The following is a 15950-nucleotide window of genomic DNA, read 5'->3' as shown; positions in this document are numbered from 1 at the left end:
GGCCGGACCCGCTTCTCAACCGTCCGGGTAGAAGCGCTATGCTGGTTCACGGTAGCCATACGGCGGTACCTTGCACGGGACTTTATGAGAATTTTGCAGACCCACGCCCTCAGAGGGCCGAACTACTGGAGCATCCGGCGCCACAATCTGATCGTCATGCAGCTGGATCTGGAGGAGTTGGAAGAAAAACCGACCAACTTGATCCCCGGCTTTGACGACCGGTTGCTCGCCCTGATGCCCAGCCTGATGCAGCATGGCTGCTCGGAAGGTCGCGACGGCGCCTTCATGGAGCGGGTGACCGAGGGTACCTGGATGGGCCACGTCATCGAGCACGTCGCCCTCGAATTGCAGACTTTGGCCGGCATGGACGTCGCCTTTGGCCGCACCCGCCAGACGAGCACCTATGGCGTCTACAACGTCGTGTTCTCCTACGTCGAGGAGGCGGCCGGGCGCTACGCGGCCCGCGCGGCGGTGCGCATCTGCCGCACCCTGGTGGCGGGGGAGCCCTATACCGAACTGGAGCAGGATATCCAGGAACTCAAAGAAATCCGCGAAGAAGTGCGCTTTGGACCGAGCACCGCCTCGATTGTCGAAGAAGCCCAGACCCGCGGCATCCCGCACATTCGCCTATCCGAGAAGTCGCTGGTGCAGTTGGGCTACGGCATCCATCAGAAGCGTATCCAGGCGACCACCACCACCAACACCAGCATCATCGCCACCGAGCTTGCCTCCGACAAAACCGCCACCAAGGGCATGCTCGCCTCGGTGGGCATCCCGGTCCCCAGGGGCACCACCGTTCGCCGTCTGGCCGACCTCGAAGAGGCCATCGAGGAGCTGGGCGGCTATCCGGTGGTGCTCAAGCCGCTTGATGCCAACCACGGCAAGGGCATCACCGTCGACGTCCGCGATCTGAAGACTGCCCAATCGGCCTACGACGCGGCGCGCGAATTTTCCAAAGAAGTGATCGTCGAGCAGTACATCACCGGCAAGGATTACCGGATCCTTGTGATCAACCACCAGGTGGTGGCCGTGGCCGAGCGCGTCCCTGCCCACATCACCGGCGACGGCCGCCAGAGCATCCATGAACTGATCGATCAGGTCAACCGCGATCCGCGCCGGGGCTTTGGCCACGAGAACGTGCTCACGCTCATCACCATCGACGAGATGACCCAGCGGATTCTGGATCTGCGCGGCCATACCCTCGACACGGTGCTGGCGGAGGGCGAAATCTGCTATCTCAAATCCACCGCCAACCTCAGCACCGGCGGCACCGCCATCGACCGCACCGACCTGCTGCACCCCAACAACGCCTTTTTGGCCGAGCGCGTCTCGCGCAACATCGGGCTGGATATCTGCGGCATCGACTTGATTTGCCCCGATATCTCCCAGCCCATCAACGAGGTGGGAGGGGCGGTGATCGAGGTCAACGCCGCACCGGGTTTTCGTATGCACATCGCTCCCAGCGAAGGGCTGCCGCGCAACGTGGCCGAACCGGTGGTCGACATGCTCTTTCCCCCGGGTGCCAAGACGCGCATCCCGATCATTGCCGTTACCGGCACCAACGGCAAAACCACGACCACGCGGCTGATTGCCCACATCCTGCGCGGTATCGGCCTGCGGGTCGGTTTCACGACCACCGACGGCGTCTACATCCAGAACCAGATGGTCATGAAGGGCGACATGACCGGCCCCTTTAGCGCCAAGCTGGTGCTCAAAGACCCGACCGTCGAAGCGGCCGTGATGGAGACCGCCCGCGGCGGCATCCTGCGCGAAGGGCTGGGCTTTCCGGTGTGCGACATCGCCGTGGTGCTCAACGTCACCGCGGATCACCTGGGGCTCAAGGGCGTCGAGACCCTCGAAGATCTGGCCCGCGTCAAGTCGGTGGTGCCCGAATCGGTCCACCCGGACGGCTTTGTGGTGCTCAACGCCGACGACGAGCTGGTGGCGGACATGGCCCACGACGCCAAAGCACCGGTGTCGTACTTCAGCCTCGACCCCCAGAGTCCGCTTATCCAGGATCATGTCTCCCGCGGCGGCATCGCAGCGGTATTCGAAGAAGGCCACGTCTCGATTCTCAAGGGCGCCTGGAAACTGCGCGTCGAGCGGGTGGTCAATATCCCGCTCACCCTATCGGGCCGGGCGGTCTTCATGATCCAGAACGTGCTTGCGGCCACCCTGGCGGCCTTTTTGCACGGTATCAAAATCGACGACATCCGCGCCGGGTTGGGCAGCTTCGTGCCCTCCCCGGCCCAGACGCCGGGGAGGCTCAACGTTTTCGACGTCAACGGTTTTGAGGTAATTGTCGATTACGCCCACAACCCGGCGGGCTACGAGGCCATCCAGCAGGTACTCGAGCGCATGGACAACCCCCGCAAAATCGGCGTCATCGGCGGCCCCGGCGACCGGCGCGACGAGGACCTGCGCAAATTGGGCTACCTGGCCGCGGGCATGTTCGATGCCGCCATCGTCAAAGAGGACGACGACCGGCGCGGCCGGGCTCCCGACGAGGCGGCGTCGCTGATTGTCGAAGGCATCAAGCAGCGCAACCCCGAATTTCCGTTCCAGACGATTCTCGATGAGGCGGAAGCGGTGGAGCATGCCCTGCGTAATGCCGCTTGCAGCGATCTGGTGGTGATCTTCCCGGCGGATGTGCAGCGGACGATTCAGATCATCAGTCGCGTCAAAGAAGAGTCTGACCCGGTGCGTCTGCCCTGAGCCGGACGGCCCGATAACGGCTGCGGGTCGATGCCCATCGCCCGCAGCCGTTCGGCCATGGCCTCCGCCCGGCGCTCCGCTTCGAGCCGCAAGCGATGCTCCCGCTCGGCCCGTTGCTCCGCCTCCAGTTGCCCTCGCTGCGCCTGCTCGACCAGCTCGCGCACCCGCTCGGGCGGGCTCGGTGAGGCGCCAGTAGATGCCGCAGTCCTGGCCGTCCGGATGGATTTGCCTCAGGCGTGGCTCGATCGAATCGGTGAGCAGCAGGCTCTGGAGGTGCTCCTGAAAATTTTTCACAAACGTGCCGTCCGACTCCGGCAACTGATTGTGAGCCGGCCGTGGTGGAATAGGAGAGTGCATAGGTCAAAGGCGAACTGCGCCGCGATCGTACTTTGGTGCAGGACACTCGTCCATGCACACGCGCATCCGGGCGATTTCGGCTATCATGCTTGTGCTTTTGCCGCCGGATTGTCCGGCACCCGACACCGCGATGTCCCCTGCCACCCGCACCCTACTCATTTCCTGCCCCGACCGCCGGGGAATCGTGGCCGCCGTCTCGCAGTGCGTGTTGGAGGCGGGGGGCAACATCTTGCGCTCCGACCAGCACACCACCGACCCGCTCGGGGGCATCTTCTTCATGCGCCTCGAATTTCTCTACGCGAACGCGCCTGCCGACGACGACGGCTTCGCCCGCTGCTTCGCGCCCGTGGCCGAGCGCTTTGCGATGGACTGGCGGCTGGTGCGCACGGGCGAACCCAAGCGCATGGCGCTATTCGTCTCGCGGCTGGACCATTGCTTTGTCGATTTGCTGTGGCGCCGGCAGTCGGGAGAACTGCCTGTCAAGATCCCGCTGGTGGTGAGCAACCACCCCGATCTCGAACCGGTGGCCGCCCAGTACGGTCTGCCGTACCATTACCTCGCGATTGACAAAACCAACCAGCCCGCCCGCGAAGCCCAGATGCTCAACTTGCTCGAAGGTGAGGTCGATTTCATCGTTCTGGCCCGCTACATGCGCGTACTGAGCCCACAGTTTGTGGAACGTTACGCCGGGCGGATTATTAATATCCACCACAGCTTCCTGCCTGCCTTCGTGGGCGCTTCGCCATACGAGCGAGCCTGCGAGCGGGGAGTGAAAGTGATCGGCGCCACCGCCCACTACGTCACCGAAGAGTTGGACGCGGGGCCGATTATCGAGCAGGACGTGGTGCGGGTCAACCATCGAGACCAGGTAGCCGATCTCAAACTCAAAGGCCGCGACATCGAGCGCGTCGTGCTCGCCCGCGCGGTCAAATGGCATGTTGAAGATCGCGTTTTGATCTATGGAAATAGGACCGTAGTTTTTGTTTGAGTTTATCTTGGCACTGAATCCTGTACTTTAAACATTTTCGCAGGCGGCAAATTGGCAGGAAATTTGGCTCCGTATCGGATGACCTGTCTTGCCGCATTGCGACAGTTACGGAGATTGATAAGTTGGAGCAGTTGGCCGGTGCCATTATCGATGCCGAAAATATCGAGGGCTTTACCGCCTACCTGGATTGCAACGCCTGAGATTTTGAGGAGCGGCTCAGATAGATCAATATCAGAGGCGGCCGCCGCCCGAAAGATTCAAGACGAGCACGCCAACGATGATGAGGGCGATGCCGATCAGGCGGGGCGCGTCGAGTACTTCGCGGAAGAGAACGACGCCGATGAAGGCGGTGGCCGCCGTGCCCACCCCGGACCAGATGGCGTAAACCACGCTCAGCGGCATCGCCTTGAGGGTCAGACCCAGCAAGTAAAACGCTGCGCCGTAGCCCAGTACTACCAGCAAACTTGGCAGGGGACGGCTGAAACCTTCCGACAATTTGAGCGCGCTGGAGCCGATCACCTCGCTGGCGATGGCGACAGCCAGCAGGATTAACGGATGCAAAGTCACCTCCCCCCAAAAAGCCCCTGACGGGCCAGACCAAACCATACCGCTTTCGGCGATGGAACGGGTGAAAATACCGCACCGGTCACTCCCAGCCACGGCTGCAATAGCCGTACCGGTTCTACCGGCCTCCCAAACCAGAGGCTAGACTATTCACGGCCGGCCTTGCCCCTGGGCGGTGAACGTTGTCACTCGCAGGGCTGGGCGGCTGTTGCTGTCAAGATACTTCCCGTGCTTCATCTGATTCGTCCAATTTGCGCATCGAGCGTCTTCGGCCTCGCCTGGGTCGAGGAGCGGTTGCTCGCGGTCGATCCCCACACCGGCTATCTGCTCGCTATCGATCCGTGCAGCGGCCTGGAGGTGATTGCCAATTCTCTGGCGGTGGGCGACTGGCTCGATGTCACCGGCATCGCCGCCGAAAACGGCGAACTGTGGGCTCTGCGCCAGGATGAGTTGATGCGGGTGGACCGCGAGGCGATGCGCCTCGAAATCGTCATGGATCTGCGCTACCGCGGCGAAGGGCTGGCGATCAGCGCCGATGAATGGTTTGTGAGCGTGTGCTCCGTTCAGCAGATTAGAGTGTACAGCCGCCTCACAGGCGATTGCGTGCGCACCTTCGACGCCCCCGGCACCGGCGAGGAGAGCCTCGTCTACGCGGAGGACCGCCTGTGGGTGTCCGACGCCGCCGAGCAAACGGTCTATTGCCTTGATCCCGAAAGCGGACAAGTACTCTCTAGCGCGCTGACGCCCTACGAGCAGCCCACCGGCCTGGCATTTGTGGCGGGATCGCTTTATGTCGCCTACTCCCAGGTTGAAGATTTCATCAAGCAGGAGCCCAACCGCTACAACCGCCTGGCGATCGACAGCCGCAGCAAGACCCTCATCCACCGGCTGCACATTTTTACCGAACCGGAAGGCCGCTATACTCTCTCCAACGGCTACCTGATGGAGGTGGTCTACTGCGAGGAGACCGCCGCCCTCGAACCGGCGGATCTCGAAAACGTCGTCTGGAAAATTGCCCTGCCCGCCGAATCGGACCGCCAAAAGCTTATCCGCGTCGAAGCCATCGGCCGGCCTTTTCGCGAGGAGGTCGAAGACGGCCAGCGCATCGCCGTCTTCGAGTTCGACAAGCTCGCTGCGAGCGAAGTGCAACTGTTTGGTTGGCGGGCGCTTTTAGAAGTGCGCGGCATCCGCTACCACGTCCCCGAAGCCTCGGACAACCCGTTTCCCGAGGAGTTCAAGGCCCACTATCTGGTAGATGACGGTTTTTTGACCATGGACGCGCGCCGGGTGCAGGAAGCCGCCCGCGAGGCGGTGGGAGATCGCACCGGGCCGCTTGCCAAGATGCTCGCCATCCGCGATTACGTCTACGACCGGCTCGACTACCGCATCCAGCGGGTCTCAGATAGTCCCGATGCGGTACTCGCCCGGGGCAAGGGTTCCTGCGGCGAGTACGTGGGGGTGCTCTTGGCCCTTGCCCGCCTCAACGGCATTCCCTGCCGGACGGTGGGCCGCTACAAGTGCCCGCCGCTGCCCGACTGCCGCCACTACCCGCTGATGCCCGAGTACAACCACGTCTGGCTCGAATTTTATCTAAACGGCCTAGGCTGGGTGCCGTGCGAATCGAATGTAGACGACACCGGCAGCCGCCCTTACCCGCGGCGCTACTTCATGGCTCTGCCGTGGTACCACATTGAACTAGGCAAAGGTGTCACCTTCGAAGCCACCAATGTGCGGGGCTATTCGCTGGCGGACCTGTCGCTCAACCACGTCCAGTGCACCATCCTCGAAGAGTTGCCCGCCCCATAGAACCGCCTAGAGCATCGGTCCAGAACCTAAGCCGCCTGTGAACGCCCAGCGGCTTCCTGTCGGGCTAGCACATGCAGATTGTGCACCACCGCCACCCGACGCAAATCGAATAGATTCTTGCGCACGCCCAGGTAACGGGCTCGGCGTCCCTGCCACTGACCGATGTGCGCCAAACTGTGCTCGACACTCACGCGCTCACGCAACTTCGCTCGACCCTCCTTTGTCTGCTGGCGTTCGCGCAACTCGACCAGCAGAAGTTCGTCCGGATGGATCGAGACACTGCGACCTTTGGGGCTGGTCGTGCAGCGTTCCTGTAGGGGACAGCGCCGACAGCGCGCGGCCGGAAACCGCACTTTCCCACCCACCTCAAAAGGCTGGGTGACGCCCTGTGGACAACGAATCCGCATCGCCTCCCAGTCGAGCACGAAGGCCGTCTTCTGGAAGTACGGCCCATTTCTAACCGGCCAGGCTTTGCAGTAAATACGCAAGTCTTCTGGACGAAGTCTGACCCACTCGCTGCTCAGATACGCCCGGTCGATGTGCAGTTCAATCAACTTCACCCGCTGAGGCTCCAGGTCCGCCTCGATGTCCCTTGTCACCGCCGCTTCCGGTCGGTTGGCCGCAGTAATGCCCACTGCGCGCACCAGGCCGCTGTCGATGTCTTTGAGCACGTGGCGCTTGTAGCCATCGATGCGCACCGCCCGGCTTTTGCGGCCGTGGCGCATCGCGGGGTCTTCGATGCTGATGCGCCGCTCGCGGCTGACTCCACGCCGAAGGACAAACTGTCCGCGCGAGTTGAGTTGTACGTCCTGCTGGTGGACTTGCTCGGCCGCTTGCAGACACCGTGCGACCCCAGCCTGAGGGGGTTGAGTTTGCCCGTCCAAGTAACTTTCCAGCGATTCGAGCGCCCCGAGCAGCCTTCCCAGAGCTTCGGCACATTCGTCCGGTTGACTCCAATCGATGTCCAGGGCAGCCTTCAAACTGCTGCCCGCGACGAGTGTGGTGCCTGTCTGCTCAGCCCATTGCGCCAGTCCCACCCCCGTCTGGCACACCATGATCCTCAATGCCTTGCGCATTGCATGGCCCAACAAATTAAAAGAATCCTCGACTCTCCCGGCTCCCCACAAAGGGCTCGAATCGAGGGCCGCCCGCAACGCCCGTGAGCCGAACCCGCCGTCGCTGGTGGCCAACTCGATGGTCCGCTCAATCAGGCGACGGTCGAGGCCGTGGGCGATGAGCGCTTGGCGGAAGCGTATCAGGGTGGCTTTGCCGAAGGGGGCTTCCTCGCAATCGAGGCAGTCGAGCACCATCTGCCACCGGCGGTCCATGGTGAGCACTTCAATGGTCTCGTCGTCGGAGATACCGGTGTAGGCCTGCAAGACAGTGGCCAGGGCCAGTTGAGCCGGTGGGATGGGCGGCTGACCGCAAGGGCTGTCTTTGTAGATGCCGGCCAGTTCGCTCTGGAAGGCGGCGTCGAAGAGTTGATGGCGGATGCGGCGCAGGAAAACGAACAGCTTGGCGCGACGGATACGCTTGAGGATAGCCTGCTCAGCGGGTGAGGGTTCCACTGGCGGCTGCCAGACAGAAGGCTGCATAGGCGAAGGAGGTAGAGGTCGTCTCCAGAAAAGAGGATGCGGCTTCTACCGTCAACTGCTGGTTCTGGACCGATGCTCTAGTCATCGGGTTCGGGCAACCTTGTGAATACTATGGACGTTTTTGGTCTGCTGCGCCTGCCACTGTCCACCTCGAGTTCCTTGGCATTGCTTTTACTGGTGCAAGGAGCAGTGCTCGCCCAGTCGCCATGCGAGCACCAGGTGGCTGCGCAAATCCAGTTGTTCCGCAGCAACGATGGAGAGGCTATTCGTGCGGCTGTGCGAACCCTCGGAAAACTCGGTGCTGCTGCTGTACCGGCACTGATGGAAACCTTGACCGACCAGCAAGAGGACAGAGGCGTCCGCCTTTCGGCTGCCCAGACACTTGGAAAGGTCGGCTCCGCTGCGGTGCCGCCCCTTATCGCGGCTTTAGAAGACCCGAGGGAGCAAGTTCGCATCGACGCGGCTTTTGCCCTGGGCCAAGTCGGTCCGGTTGCAGCTACAGCCCTTACCGAGGCTCTGCAGGCACAAAGCGTTATTCTGCGCCATTTTGCCGCCTTTGCCTTCCATCAAAATCCGCATCTGGCAGCCGCCGGTTCGCAAGATTTATTCGAGGCCACAAAAGACGAGCAGCCGCTGGTTCGGGCCAACGCTCTGAGGGCTCTATCGTCGATCCGACCCGTGGTGCCGCAGGTGGTGTCTGTGCTGTTGAAGGCACTCGAAGAGCGGGATGCGCAAGTTCGCACAGTAGCCGTACAGGCACTGGGCGAAATCCGCCTTGCTACCCCGGAAATCCTTACAGCTGTGAACGAGATGCTTCTTGATACAGACGAACGGGTCAGTCAAAGCGCGGTACGAACGCTGCTCACTCTGTCCAACTTGCCTTGATAATGTCGAGTACCCAAACCAAAAAAATCCCCCGGTCTACCACCTGGCAAGGGTGAAGAACCGGGGGAAGGCGGTACTCGATGCACTGGACACTTTAAAAATCGACACCTCGCTTGAGGTCGACGCCCTGCTCGGCGTAGTGCTTGTGGCAGACCATCTCGGAGTGGATGGTGGCAAGCTCGAAGTAGGCGGGCGGCTTGTAGCAGCGGCCGGTGATGATGATCTCGGTGTCGCGGGGCTTGCGCAGCAGCGCCTTGACGATCGGTTCGACCGGCAATAGTTCGAGATCCACCGTCGGATTCAGTTCGTCCAAAATGATCGTCTTGTAAAGCCCCGAGGCGATGGCCGCCTGGGCAATCTCCCAGCCGCGCTCGGCCTCGACGTAATCAATTTCCTGCTGTTTGCCGCGCCAGACAATCGCGTCGCGGCCGGAGCGGTGGTGGTCGATAAGATGCGGATAGCTCTGGTGCAAAGCGCGGATGGCCGCGTCTTCGGTGTAGCCTGTGCCGCCCTTGAGCCACTGCATGATGAGCACCCGGTGCGACAGGTCGCGGGAAATGCCCTGGCCAATCGCCTGCAAGGCCCGGCCCAAAGCTGAGGTCGATTTGCCCTTGCCGGCGCCGGTATAAATTTCAATCCCCGAGTCGCGGCCGTTGCCGTTGTGCTCGGGACGGCGGTGGGCGCGCATCTCCGAGTGCAAATTGGCCACTTCGAGAATCTCTTTGGGGGCGCCGCGGCCGGTAATGATTACCTCCAGATCCTGGGGCTTGTTGGAGAGGGCGCTCACCACCTCCGCTACCGGCAACAGACCCAGATCGAGCACCGGGTTGAGTTCATCGAGCACCAGCACCGAGTAGAAGCCCGAGGCAATCGCTCCCTTCGCGATGTCCCAACCCCGGCGCGCTTCTTTTTTGTCAAACGGAATCACCTGGTCCGGGCCGAAAAATTCGGCCCGGCCGGTGCGGACTTGATCAATCAGATGAGGGAAAGCACGACGGAGCGCCTCGATGGCGGCGTCCTCGGAATACTCGCGCCCCGGACCCTTGAGAAAACGCAGAAGCAGCACGCGGTTGTCGCGCTTTTCGGCGATCCCAAGACCGATCGAACGCAGCACCACCCCCAAAGCCGCCTGGGACTTACCCTTGCCCAGCCCGTCGTAGACGTGGATCTGGCCAATGGTGCGATCGGGAATGACCTGGGCTGTGAGAATGCCAATCTCCGCCATGGGTGTCTCTCTAGAAGTGTTGCGCCTGGCTGAACGGCCCCACTCTACCACGCCTGGGGCACATTTAGTATCCCAGCTTTGAATTTCTCCACATCTAGCGTCTCAAGGAAAAACCGTGCCGCAGCCTTCCCCAATGTAGCCCAGGGGCAGCCCGATGGGCGGCTCCCAAGCTCTAGCGCCCACCATCCACGCATCCCTTGACATATGCAACAATTTGCCTATAAAGTATCGATATGCAAATTGTTGCATCAGCCCAGTGGTTGGGCGATCGGGAGGGGTCATGGACAAGTCGACTTTGCGTGTACTGATTGCCCTGGAGCGGCGCTGGCTTTCTTTGAAGGCGGCGCTGTTGGGGACCACGGCCCTTGCCTTGCTGAATACCGATTGGTCGCAGTGGCTTCCCGCCGCCGAACCGGCCCGCGCGTTGCTCTCGGCGGTCCTGGGGATGGCGGCCCTGGCGCTGGTGACCATCGAAAGCAAGTAGCTGCGGCGTTCTTGCCGGGCTCAAGCCGCTCACATCCGCGCAGGTCCGGCAGTCGCCGATTTAGATCGCTGACCCGCGCATCGCCGGAGCGGCTGTAGAGCGCTCCTCAAGCTTGAACCGAGGCAGTGAGCGCGTCCATGCGCTCGATATCCTCAGGCCCCGGCTCCGGCGGCAGGAAATGCTTGAGCACCAGGATATGCTCCCAGAGCGCCTGGTAGAGATGGTGGAAGACCCAGGGCGGCAAGCCTCCCTCCGGCACCAGCAGCGTGTAGACCTGGGTGTAGTCGTCGTCGACGACCAAGTCGAGTGTTGCCGCCATCGTCGGCACCAGACCCACCCGCGGCAGCGGGTACGGCGCCTGCAGCGGGTGGGCGAAGTCGGCCTTGCCCGCCCGGTCAAAAGGGTACCAGGCGATCGTCATCGCCCCTTGAGCATCGCACTGAACGCGCACCAACCGCATCGCACACCTCCAAAGCGCTCGCCTGCCACCAGTCTGACAGAGCCCACGCCCGGCGGCGCATCCGAAGCTCGCGATCCCCCATGCCATAATGAAGTGTTTGCAAGCATTCACCATTTCTATGCCAGCCACGATCGCCGTCACCCACTTGGGCTGCGAGAAAAACCGCATCGACACCGAACACATGCTGGGGCTTCTGGCCCAGGCCGGTTACCAGATTGATTCCGACGAGGACAAAGCCGAGTACGTCCTGGTCAACACCTGCAGCTTCATCGGCCCGGCGCGCACCGAGTCGGTGCGCACCCTCGTCAACCTGGCGGAGCAGGGCAAGAAGATTATCATCGCCGGCTGCCTGCCCCAGATGTTCCGCGACGAATTGCTCAAAGAGATTCCCGAAGCGGTGGCTATCGTCGGCACCGGCGACTACCACCGCATCGTCGAGGTGGTCGAGCGCAGCCGTACAGGGGAACGGGTCAGCCTGGTGAGCGCCACACCGACGTACATCGCCGACGAGCATCTACCGCGCTACCGCACCACCACCGAGGCGGTGGCCTACCTCAAGATTGCCGAAGGCTGCGACTACCGCTGCGCGTTTTGCATAATTCCCCACCTGCGGGGCGACCAGCGCAGCCGCCCGATCGAATCGATCGTGGCCGAAGCGAAGCAACTGGCGAGCGAAGGGGTCAAAGAACTGATCTTGATTTCCCAAATCTCGACCAACTACGGCCTCGACCTCTACGGCAAACCCCGCCTCGCGGACCTGCTGCGCGCCCTTGGGGAAGTGGACATCCCCTGGGTACGGGTGCACTACGCCTACCCGACCGGCCTCACCGACGAATTGCTTACTGCCGTCGAGCAGACCGCCAACGTGCTGCCCTACTTCGATGTGCCCCTCCAGCACAGCCACCCGGAGGTGCTGAGGGCGATGAATCGCCCCTGGCAGGCCGACCTTAACACCCGGCTGTTGGAGCGTATCCGCGAGCGCCTTCCCGAAGCGACCCTGCGCACGACGCTCATCGTCGGCTTTCCCGGCGAGAGCGAGGCGCACTTTGCCCATCTGTGCGCCTTTGTCGAGCGCTCCGAGTTCGATCACGTGGGCGTGTTCGCCTACTCGCGCGAAGAGAACACCGCCGCCGCCAACCTGGAGGGCCAGATCCCCGAAGCGATCAAAAAGCGCCGCCGCCGCGATCTGATGCGCCTGCAGCAGACGATTTCCCAGCGCCGCAACGCCTCGCAGGTGGGCCGGGTGGTGCCGGTGCTCATCGAGCAGGAGAATACCCAGAAAAAAGTATGGCTCGGCCGTTCGGCACGCTTTTCCCCGGAGATCGACGGTCAGGTGATCGTCTGCGGCGGGGCCGCCCTCAACCAGTTGATCCCCGTGCGCATCACCGCCGCCACGCCCTACGATCTCTGCGGCGAAGTGTTCCAAGCCTGATACAAAAAGTTCTCCAAGAACACCCGGGATCGCTAGGGCGTGCTCTGATGGAGACTAAGGCGAGCACTATCGCCTGGATAAGTTGTCCTTATTCGAACCCTTCGCTATGCAACAGTCCCTGGACGGCCTGCCACCCGCAGGTACGCATCTCACCTGCTCCTACGCAAATCGCACCGGCGGTTTGCAGATTGTCCGCGTCACCAACGTTCCCGGCTGGTACTTTGAACGGGTCGTCTTCCCTGCCCAGACGATTCTGTTTTGCGCCCTGCCGGAGGCCCAGCTCGAAGTGTACACAGGCAGTCATGCGACGTGCCTGCTGGCGGATACGATCCCCTGCACCCAGCTGGAGATCCGCGAGATGGTCAGTTCGATCGCGGTTGCGGCGGATTGATAGGTGTCAGGTGTCAGAACGCGCCCTGACACCTGACCACTTAAGCATTCGCGCCGCTGACCACTTCCAAGATTTCCTGGGTGATGGAGGCCTGGCGCGCCTTGTTATAGACGATGGTGAGCGTGCTCAAAAGCTTTTTGGCGTTGTCGGAAGCAGCACTCATCGCCGTCATGCGGGCGGCCAACTCGCTTGCCGAAGATTCCTGCAAGGCGTGTAAAACTTCGCTGGTCAGATACAGAGGCAACAGCGCATCGAGCAACTGGGTAGGGTCTTGCTCGAAGATGGTATCGGCGGCAAATTCGGGTTCGGTGCGCACCTGTTGCTTTTCGCGGAGTACCTCGAAGCCGCCGCCTTTGGTGATGAGCTTGAAAGTCTCGTCCTCCTGGCCCAGGGCATCGGGGTCGAGGGGCAGCAGGGTCTGGACGGTCGGACGCGAAGAAATCAGCGAGACAAAGCGGGTGTAGACCAGTTCGACCTGGTCGTATTCGCCCGAGAGAAACGGCGCCAGGATGTCGTCGGTAATGAGCTGGTTGGCCCCTTCGAGGGGGGTATTGGGGTCGACGTTAGTGAGGGTCTTGGCGATCGGGAAGTTGGAGCGCCGGAAAAACGAGATGGCCTTGTTGCCCACCAGGTAGAGGGCGAACTGCTTGCCCTGCTGCTGCAACTCGCGCAAGTACTGCACGGTGCGGCGGATGATGTTGGAATTGTAGGCGCCGCACAGACCGCGGTCGCCGGCAATCACCAGCACCAGCACCTTCTGCACGTCGCGGCGCTCCATCAGCGGCGACTGGACGTCCTCAAAGCGCAACCGCGAGCGCAGCCGGAACAACAGACCCACCAGGCGGTCGGCAAAGGGCCGGCCGGCGAGCACCTGCTCCTGGGCGCGGCGGACCCGGGCGGCAGCCACCAGGCGCATGGCCTTGGTGATCTTCTGGGTATTTTTGACGGATTTGATGCGATCGCGTATACCACGTAGGTTCGGCACGGCCCGGCTCCTGGACGAAAATCTTCAAATTTTTTCATAATGGTACCATTACCGGGCACATTCAGGCCGCGCATCCATGCTGGCAAAACGCATCGTTCCCTGCCTCGACGTCAAGGCGGGCAGGGTGGTCAAGGGGGTCAACTTCGTCGGGCTGCGCGACGCGGGCGACCCGGTGGAACTGGCGAAGCTCTACAACGACCAGGGCGCAGACGAACTGGTGTTCCTGGATATTGCCGCCACCCACGAAGAGCGGGCAATCCTCATCGACGTGGTCTACCGGACCGCCGAGCAGGTGTTCATCCCCCTGACCGTGGGCGGCGGCATCGGCGATCTGGACACGATTCAGGCCTTGCTCGACGCCGGGGCCGACAAAGTGAGCATCAATTCCGCCGCCGTGCGCGACCCCGAACTGATTGCGCGCGCCGGCGAGCGCTTTGGTGCGCAGTGCATCGTGCTTGCCATCGACGCGCGCGCCCGCGCAGGCGGCGCGGGCTGGGAGGTCTACGTGCGCGGCGGCCGTACCCCCACCGGCCTCGACGCGGTGGCCTGGGCCGTCGAGGGCGAGCGGCGGGGGGCGGGGGAGATTTTGCTCACCAGCATGGACGCGGACGGCACCCGGGCCGGTTACGACCTGGCCCTCACCCGGGCGGTGGCCGAGGCGGTGCAGCTGCCGGTGATCGCCTCGGGGGGGGCGGGCAACTGCGAACACATCCGCACCGCCCTCACCGAGGGGGCGGCGCAGGCGGCATTGCTCGCTTCGCTGTTGCACTACGGCGAACTCACCGTGGAGCAGATCAAAGCGCACCTCGCCGCGCACGGCGTGCCCGTGCGACGGGGTTGATGTCGTCGGTGCTGCTGCGCAATCTGCCCATCGCCGTGGGCCTCCTGGGGGGCAGTCTGGTGGTGCTCAACCGGCTGTTGGGTACCGCGAACCTCGCCCCCGAGCAGACCCGCTCCGACGCACTGGGGCTTGCCATGGCGGCGGTGCTGGTGCTGGTGGGGCTTTTTTGGCAGCAGGTCCAGCCGGTGCCCCCGGAGGAAGTGCAACTGGTGGGTCAGCCTGTCGATGAGCGGTCGGAGCGCCTGGCCTATGCGGAAGCGGCACTGATGCTGATTCGGCGGTTGCTGCTGGAACACACCCGCGCCCGGGTGCTGCTCGTGTGGTGGCAGGGGGAGACGGCAATGCGCGCGGGCGTCTTTGAAGGACCATCCCCCTTCAAAGCCGGACCGATCGTCGAGCGGGTGCTGCGCACCGGCCAGCCGGTCTATCTGGTCGATTTGCGGCTGTTTCCGGGGCGGATCGAATTTGCGTATTTGCCTTCGAACCTGCAGGCGGTCGTCTGCCAACCGCTCGGCAATCGGGGCGTGTTGCTGGTGGGAAGTGCGGCACCCCGCAGTTTCTCCGAGCAGGAACTGGCCTGGATAGAAACCCTTGCGCAATTTCTCGATGAGCGATTGCGCGCAGCCGGATGAGCACTCAAAGCAGAAAGCTTTGCCCGGGCTGATCCCGAAATCTACTTACCGCATGCCGAGATTTACGCCAAAAGATGGAAGTGGCGTATTCGTACAGATTCGTACACTGGCACTGTGCAAGGTTTGAAGCCCATGGAGAGCCAGACAAGCATGACTGAAAGTACGCAAGATCGCATCAAGAGCGCTCTGCGCGAACTGGAGAGTGCCGGCCACCTGCCGATGAATGCCGGGCAACTGGTGGAGGAGTTGATGAAAGTAACCCACCTTGCCCGCAGCACGGTTTACCGTTATCAACGGCAGTGGCGCAAGCACGCCCGTCCGCCCCGCACGTCGCTCGATGAAGATCTGACCACGGCCAATCCACAGCAGCGGTTTTTGATCAGCATCCGCATGCCGGCGGATCTGCTGCGTTGGCTTAAAGCCGAGGGCGAAGTGCGCAACATCGGTTATCAGTCCCTGATTGTCGCTCTGCTCTACTGGAACAAAGAAAATCCACTGCTCACCGAGCAGTTCTGGGGCAGCGACGACGAGGAAGCAGAAGAGGACTCGTTGTGCACGACGGCCTGATTGCCAAGGTGTAGACGGATAGG

At 62.4% G+C, this 15950-nt stretch carries 18 protein-coding genes and 1 pseudogene; 11 read left to right on the top strand and 8 right to left on the bottom strand.

Annotation, left to right across the window (positions count from 1 at the left end; all coding sequences use genetic code 11):
* Positions 1-84 precede the first annotated feature (84 nt).
* On the top strand, positions 85-2715 hold the full coding sequence (cphA, locus tag GLL_RS22270) for a cyanophycin synthetase (protein ID WP_011144309.1): 2631 nt from the start codon (positions 85-87) through the stop codon (positions 2713-2715).
* On the opposite strand, the gene GLL_RS23070 is transcribed toward cphA, so the two are convergent.
* Positions 2664-2879: a hypothetical protein gene (locus GLL_RS23070; RefSeq protein WP_197530074.1), complete on the bottom strand. Its 216-nt coding sequence runs from the start codon at positions 2877-2879 to the stop codon at positions 2664-2666. The genes cphA and GLL_RS23070 overlap by 52 nt on opposite strands.
* Positions 2869-3072 (bottom strand): annotated as a pseudogene (locus GLL_RS23865) (Uma2 family endonuclease); the annotation flags it as partial. The pseudogene GLL_RS23865 and the gene GLL_RS23070, both read right to left, overlap by 11 nt.
* A 130-nt stretch (positions 3073-3202) precedes the next feature.
* On the opposite strand from GLL_RS23865, the gene purU reads away from it, so the two are divergent.
* On the top strand, positions 3203-4060 hold the full coding sequence (gene purU, locus GLL_RS22260) for a formyltetrahydrofolate deformylase (protein ID WP_164929787.1): 858 nt from the start codon (positions 3203-3205) through the stop codon (positions 4058-4060).
* Positions 4061-4077: 17 nt separating this feature from the next.
* Positions 4078-4260, top strand: a complete 183-nt coding sequence (locus tag GLL_RS23860; RefSeq protein WP_407920003.1) for a DUF4351 domain-containing protein — start codon at positions 4078-4080, stop codon at positions 4258-4260.
* Positions 4261-4291: 31 nt separating this feature from the next.
* Here GLL_RS23860 and GLL_RS22255 read toward each other — a convergent pair whose 3' ends face one another.
* A complete protein-coding gene (locus GLL_RS22255; RefSeq protein ID WP_193345475.1) occupies positions 4292-4666 on the bottom strand; it encodes a DMT family transporter in 375 nt (124 codons plus the stop codon).
* A 186-nt stretch (positions 4667-4852) separates the two neighbouring features.
* On the opposite strand from GLL_RS22255, the gene GLL_RS22250 reads away from it, so the two are divergent.
* Positions 4853-6430: a transglutaminase domain-containing protein gene (locus tag GLL_RS22250; RefSeq protein WP_197530072.1), complete on the top strand. Its 1578-nt coding sequence runs from the start codon at positions 4853-4855 to the stop codon at positions 6428-6430.
* A 26-nt stretch (positions 6431-6456) separates the two neighbouring features.
* On the opposite strand, the gene GLL_RS22245 is transcribed toward GLL_RS22250, so the two are convergent.
* The gene (locus GLL_RS22245) at positions 6457-8025 is read right to left on the bottom strand and encodes an IS1182-like element ISGvi6 family transposase (RefSeq protein WP_011140155.1); all 1569 of its coding nucleotides are present in this window, start codon (positions 8023-8025) and stop codon (positions 6457-6459) included.
* Positions 7979-8110, bottom strand: a complete 132-nt coding sequence (locus GLL_RS23540; RefSeq protein ID WP_269446201.1) for a hypothetical protein — start codon at positions 8108-8110, stop codon at positions 7979-7981. Before GLL_RS23540 ends, GLL_RS22245 begins: the two co-directional genes overlap by 47 nt.
* A 26-nt stretch (positions 8111-8136) precedes the next feature.
* Between GLL_RS23540 and GLL_RS22240 the strand changes: the two genes are divergently transcribed.
* Positions 8137-8910 carry a HEAT repeat domain-containing protein gene (locus GLL_RS22240; RefSeq protein WP_164929507.1) on the top strand — a complete coding sequence of 258 codons (774 nt, stop codon included), beginning with the start codon at positions 8137-8139 and terminating at the stop codon, positions 8908-8910.
* A gap of 94 nt (positions 8911-9004) precedes the next feature.
* On the opposite strand, the gene GLL_RS22235 is transcribed toward GLL_RS22240, so the two are convergent.
* Positions 9005-10135, bottom strand: a complete 1131-nt coding sequence (locus tag GLL_RS22235; RefSeq protein WP_164929506.1) for a cob(I)yrinic acid a,c-diamide adenosyltransferase — start codon at positions 10133-10135, stop codon at positions 9005-9007.
* A gap of 280 nt (positions 10136-10415) precedes the next feature.
* Between GLL_RS22235 and GLL_RS22230 the strand changes: the two genes are divergently transcribed.
* The gene (locus GLL_RS22230; RefSeq protein ID WP_164929505.1) at positions 10416-10619 is read left to right on the top strand and encodes a hypothetical protein; all 204 of its coding nucleotides are present in this window, start codon (positions 10416-10418) and stop codon (positions 10617-10619) included.
* Between the two features lie 106 nt (positions 10620-10725).
* Here GLL_RS22230 and GLL_RS22225 read toward each other — a convergent pair whose 3' ends face one another.
* Positions 10726-11079: a hypothetical protein gene (locus tag GLL_RS22225; RefSeq protein ID WP_164929504.1), complete on the bottom strand. Its 354-nt coding sequence runs from the start codon at positions 11077-11079 to the stop codon at positions 10726-10728.
* Positions 11080-11197: 118 nt separating this feature from the next.
* Here GLL_RS22225 and rimO point away from each other — a divergent pair, with 118 nt between their 5' ends.
* Both rimO and GLL_RS22215 read left to right on the top strand, forming a co-directional pair.
* Positions 11198-12511, top strand: coding sequence for a 30S ribosomal protein S12 methylthiotransferase RimO (gene rimO, locus GLL_RS22220; RefSeq protein ID WP_011144301.1), 1314 nt, complete (start codon positions 11198-11200; stop codon positions 12509-12511).
* Positions 12512-12617: 106 nt separating this feature from the next.
* Entirely contained in the window at positions 12618-12902 is a 285-nt protein-coding gene (locus tag GLL_RS22215; RefSeq protein ID WP_011144300.1) for a DUF1830 domain-containing protein, read from the top strand.
* A gap of 40 nt (positions 12903-12942) precedes the next feature.
* On the opposite strand, the gene GLL_RS22210 is transcribed toward GLL_RS22215, so the two are convergent.
* A complete protein-coding gene (locus tag GLL_RS22210) occupies positions 12943-13887 on the bottom strand; it encodes a F0F1 ATP synthase subunit gamma (RefSeq protein ID WP_011144299.1) in 945 nt (314 codons plus the stop codon).
* Between the two features lie 76 nt (positions 13888-13963).
* Between GLL_RS22210 and hisF the strand changes: the two genes are divergently transcribed.
* The 3 genes from hisF to GLL_RS22195 all read left to right on the top strand — a co-directional run bounded on the left by hisF (position 13964) and on the right by GLL_RS22195 (position 15927).
* A complete protein-coding gene (gene hisF / locus GLL_RS22205) occupies positions 13964-14728 on the top strand; it encodes an imidazole glycerol phosphate synthase subunit HisF (RefSeq protein ID WP_011144298.1) in 765 nt (254 codons plus the stop codon).
* Positions 14728-15360, top strand: a complete 633-nt coding sequence (locus GLL_RS22200) for a cofactor assembly of complex C subunit B (protein WP_011144297.1) — start codon at positions 14728-14730, stop codon at positions 15358-15360. The genes hisF and GLL_RS22200 overlap by 1 nt, the downstream gene beginning before the upstream one ends.
* A gap of 150 nt (positions 15361-15510) precedes the next feature.
* Positions 15511-15927: a hypothetical protein gene (locus GLL_RS22195; protein ID WP_164929503.1), complete on the top strand. Its 417-nt coding sequence runs from the start codon at positions 15511-15513 to the stop codon at positions 15925-15927.
* Positions 15928-15950 lie beyond the last annotated feature (23 nt).

Origin of the sequence: Gloeobacter violaceus PCC 7421 (assembly GCF_000011385.1) — a bacterium.
Lineage (GTDB): Bacteria > Cyanobacteriota > Cyanobacteriia > Gloeobacterales > Gloeobacteraceae > Gloeobacter > Gloeobacter violaceus.
The sequence above is the reverse complement of the archived record's forward strand: the minus strand, read 5'-3'. Positions and strand labels throughout refer to the sequence as shown.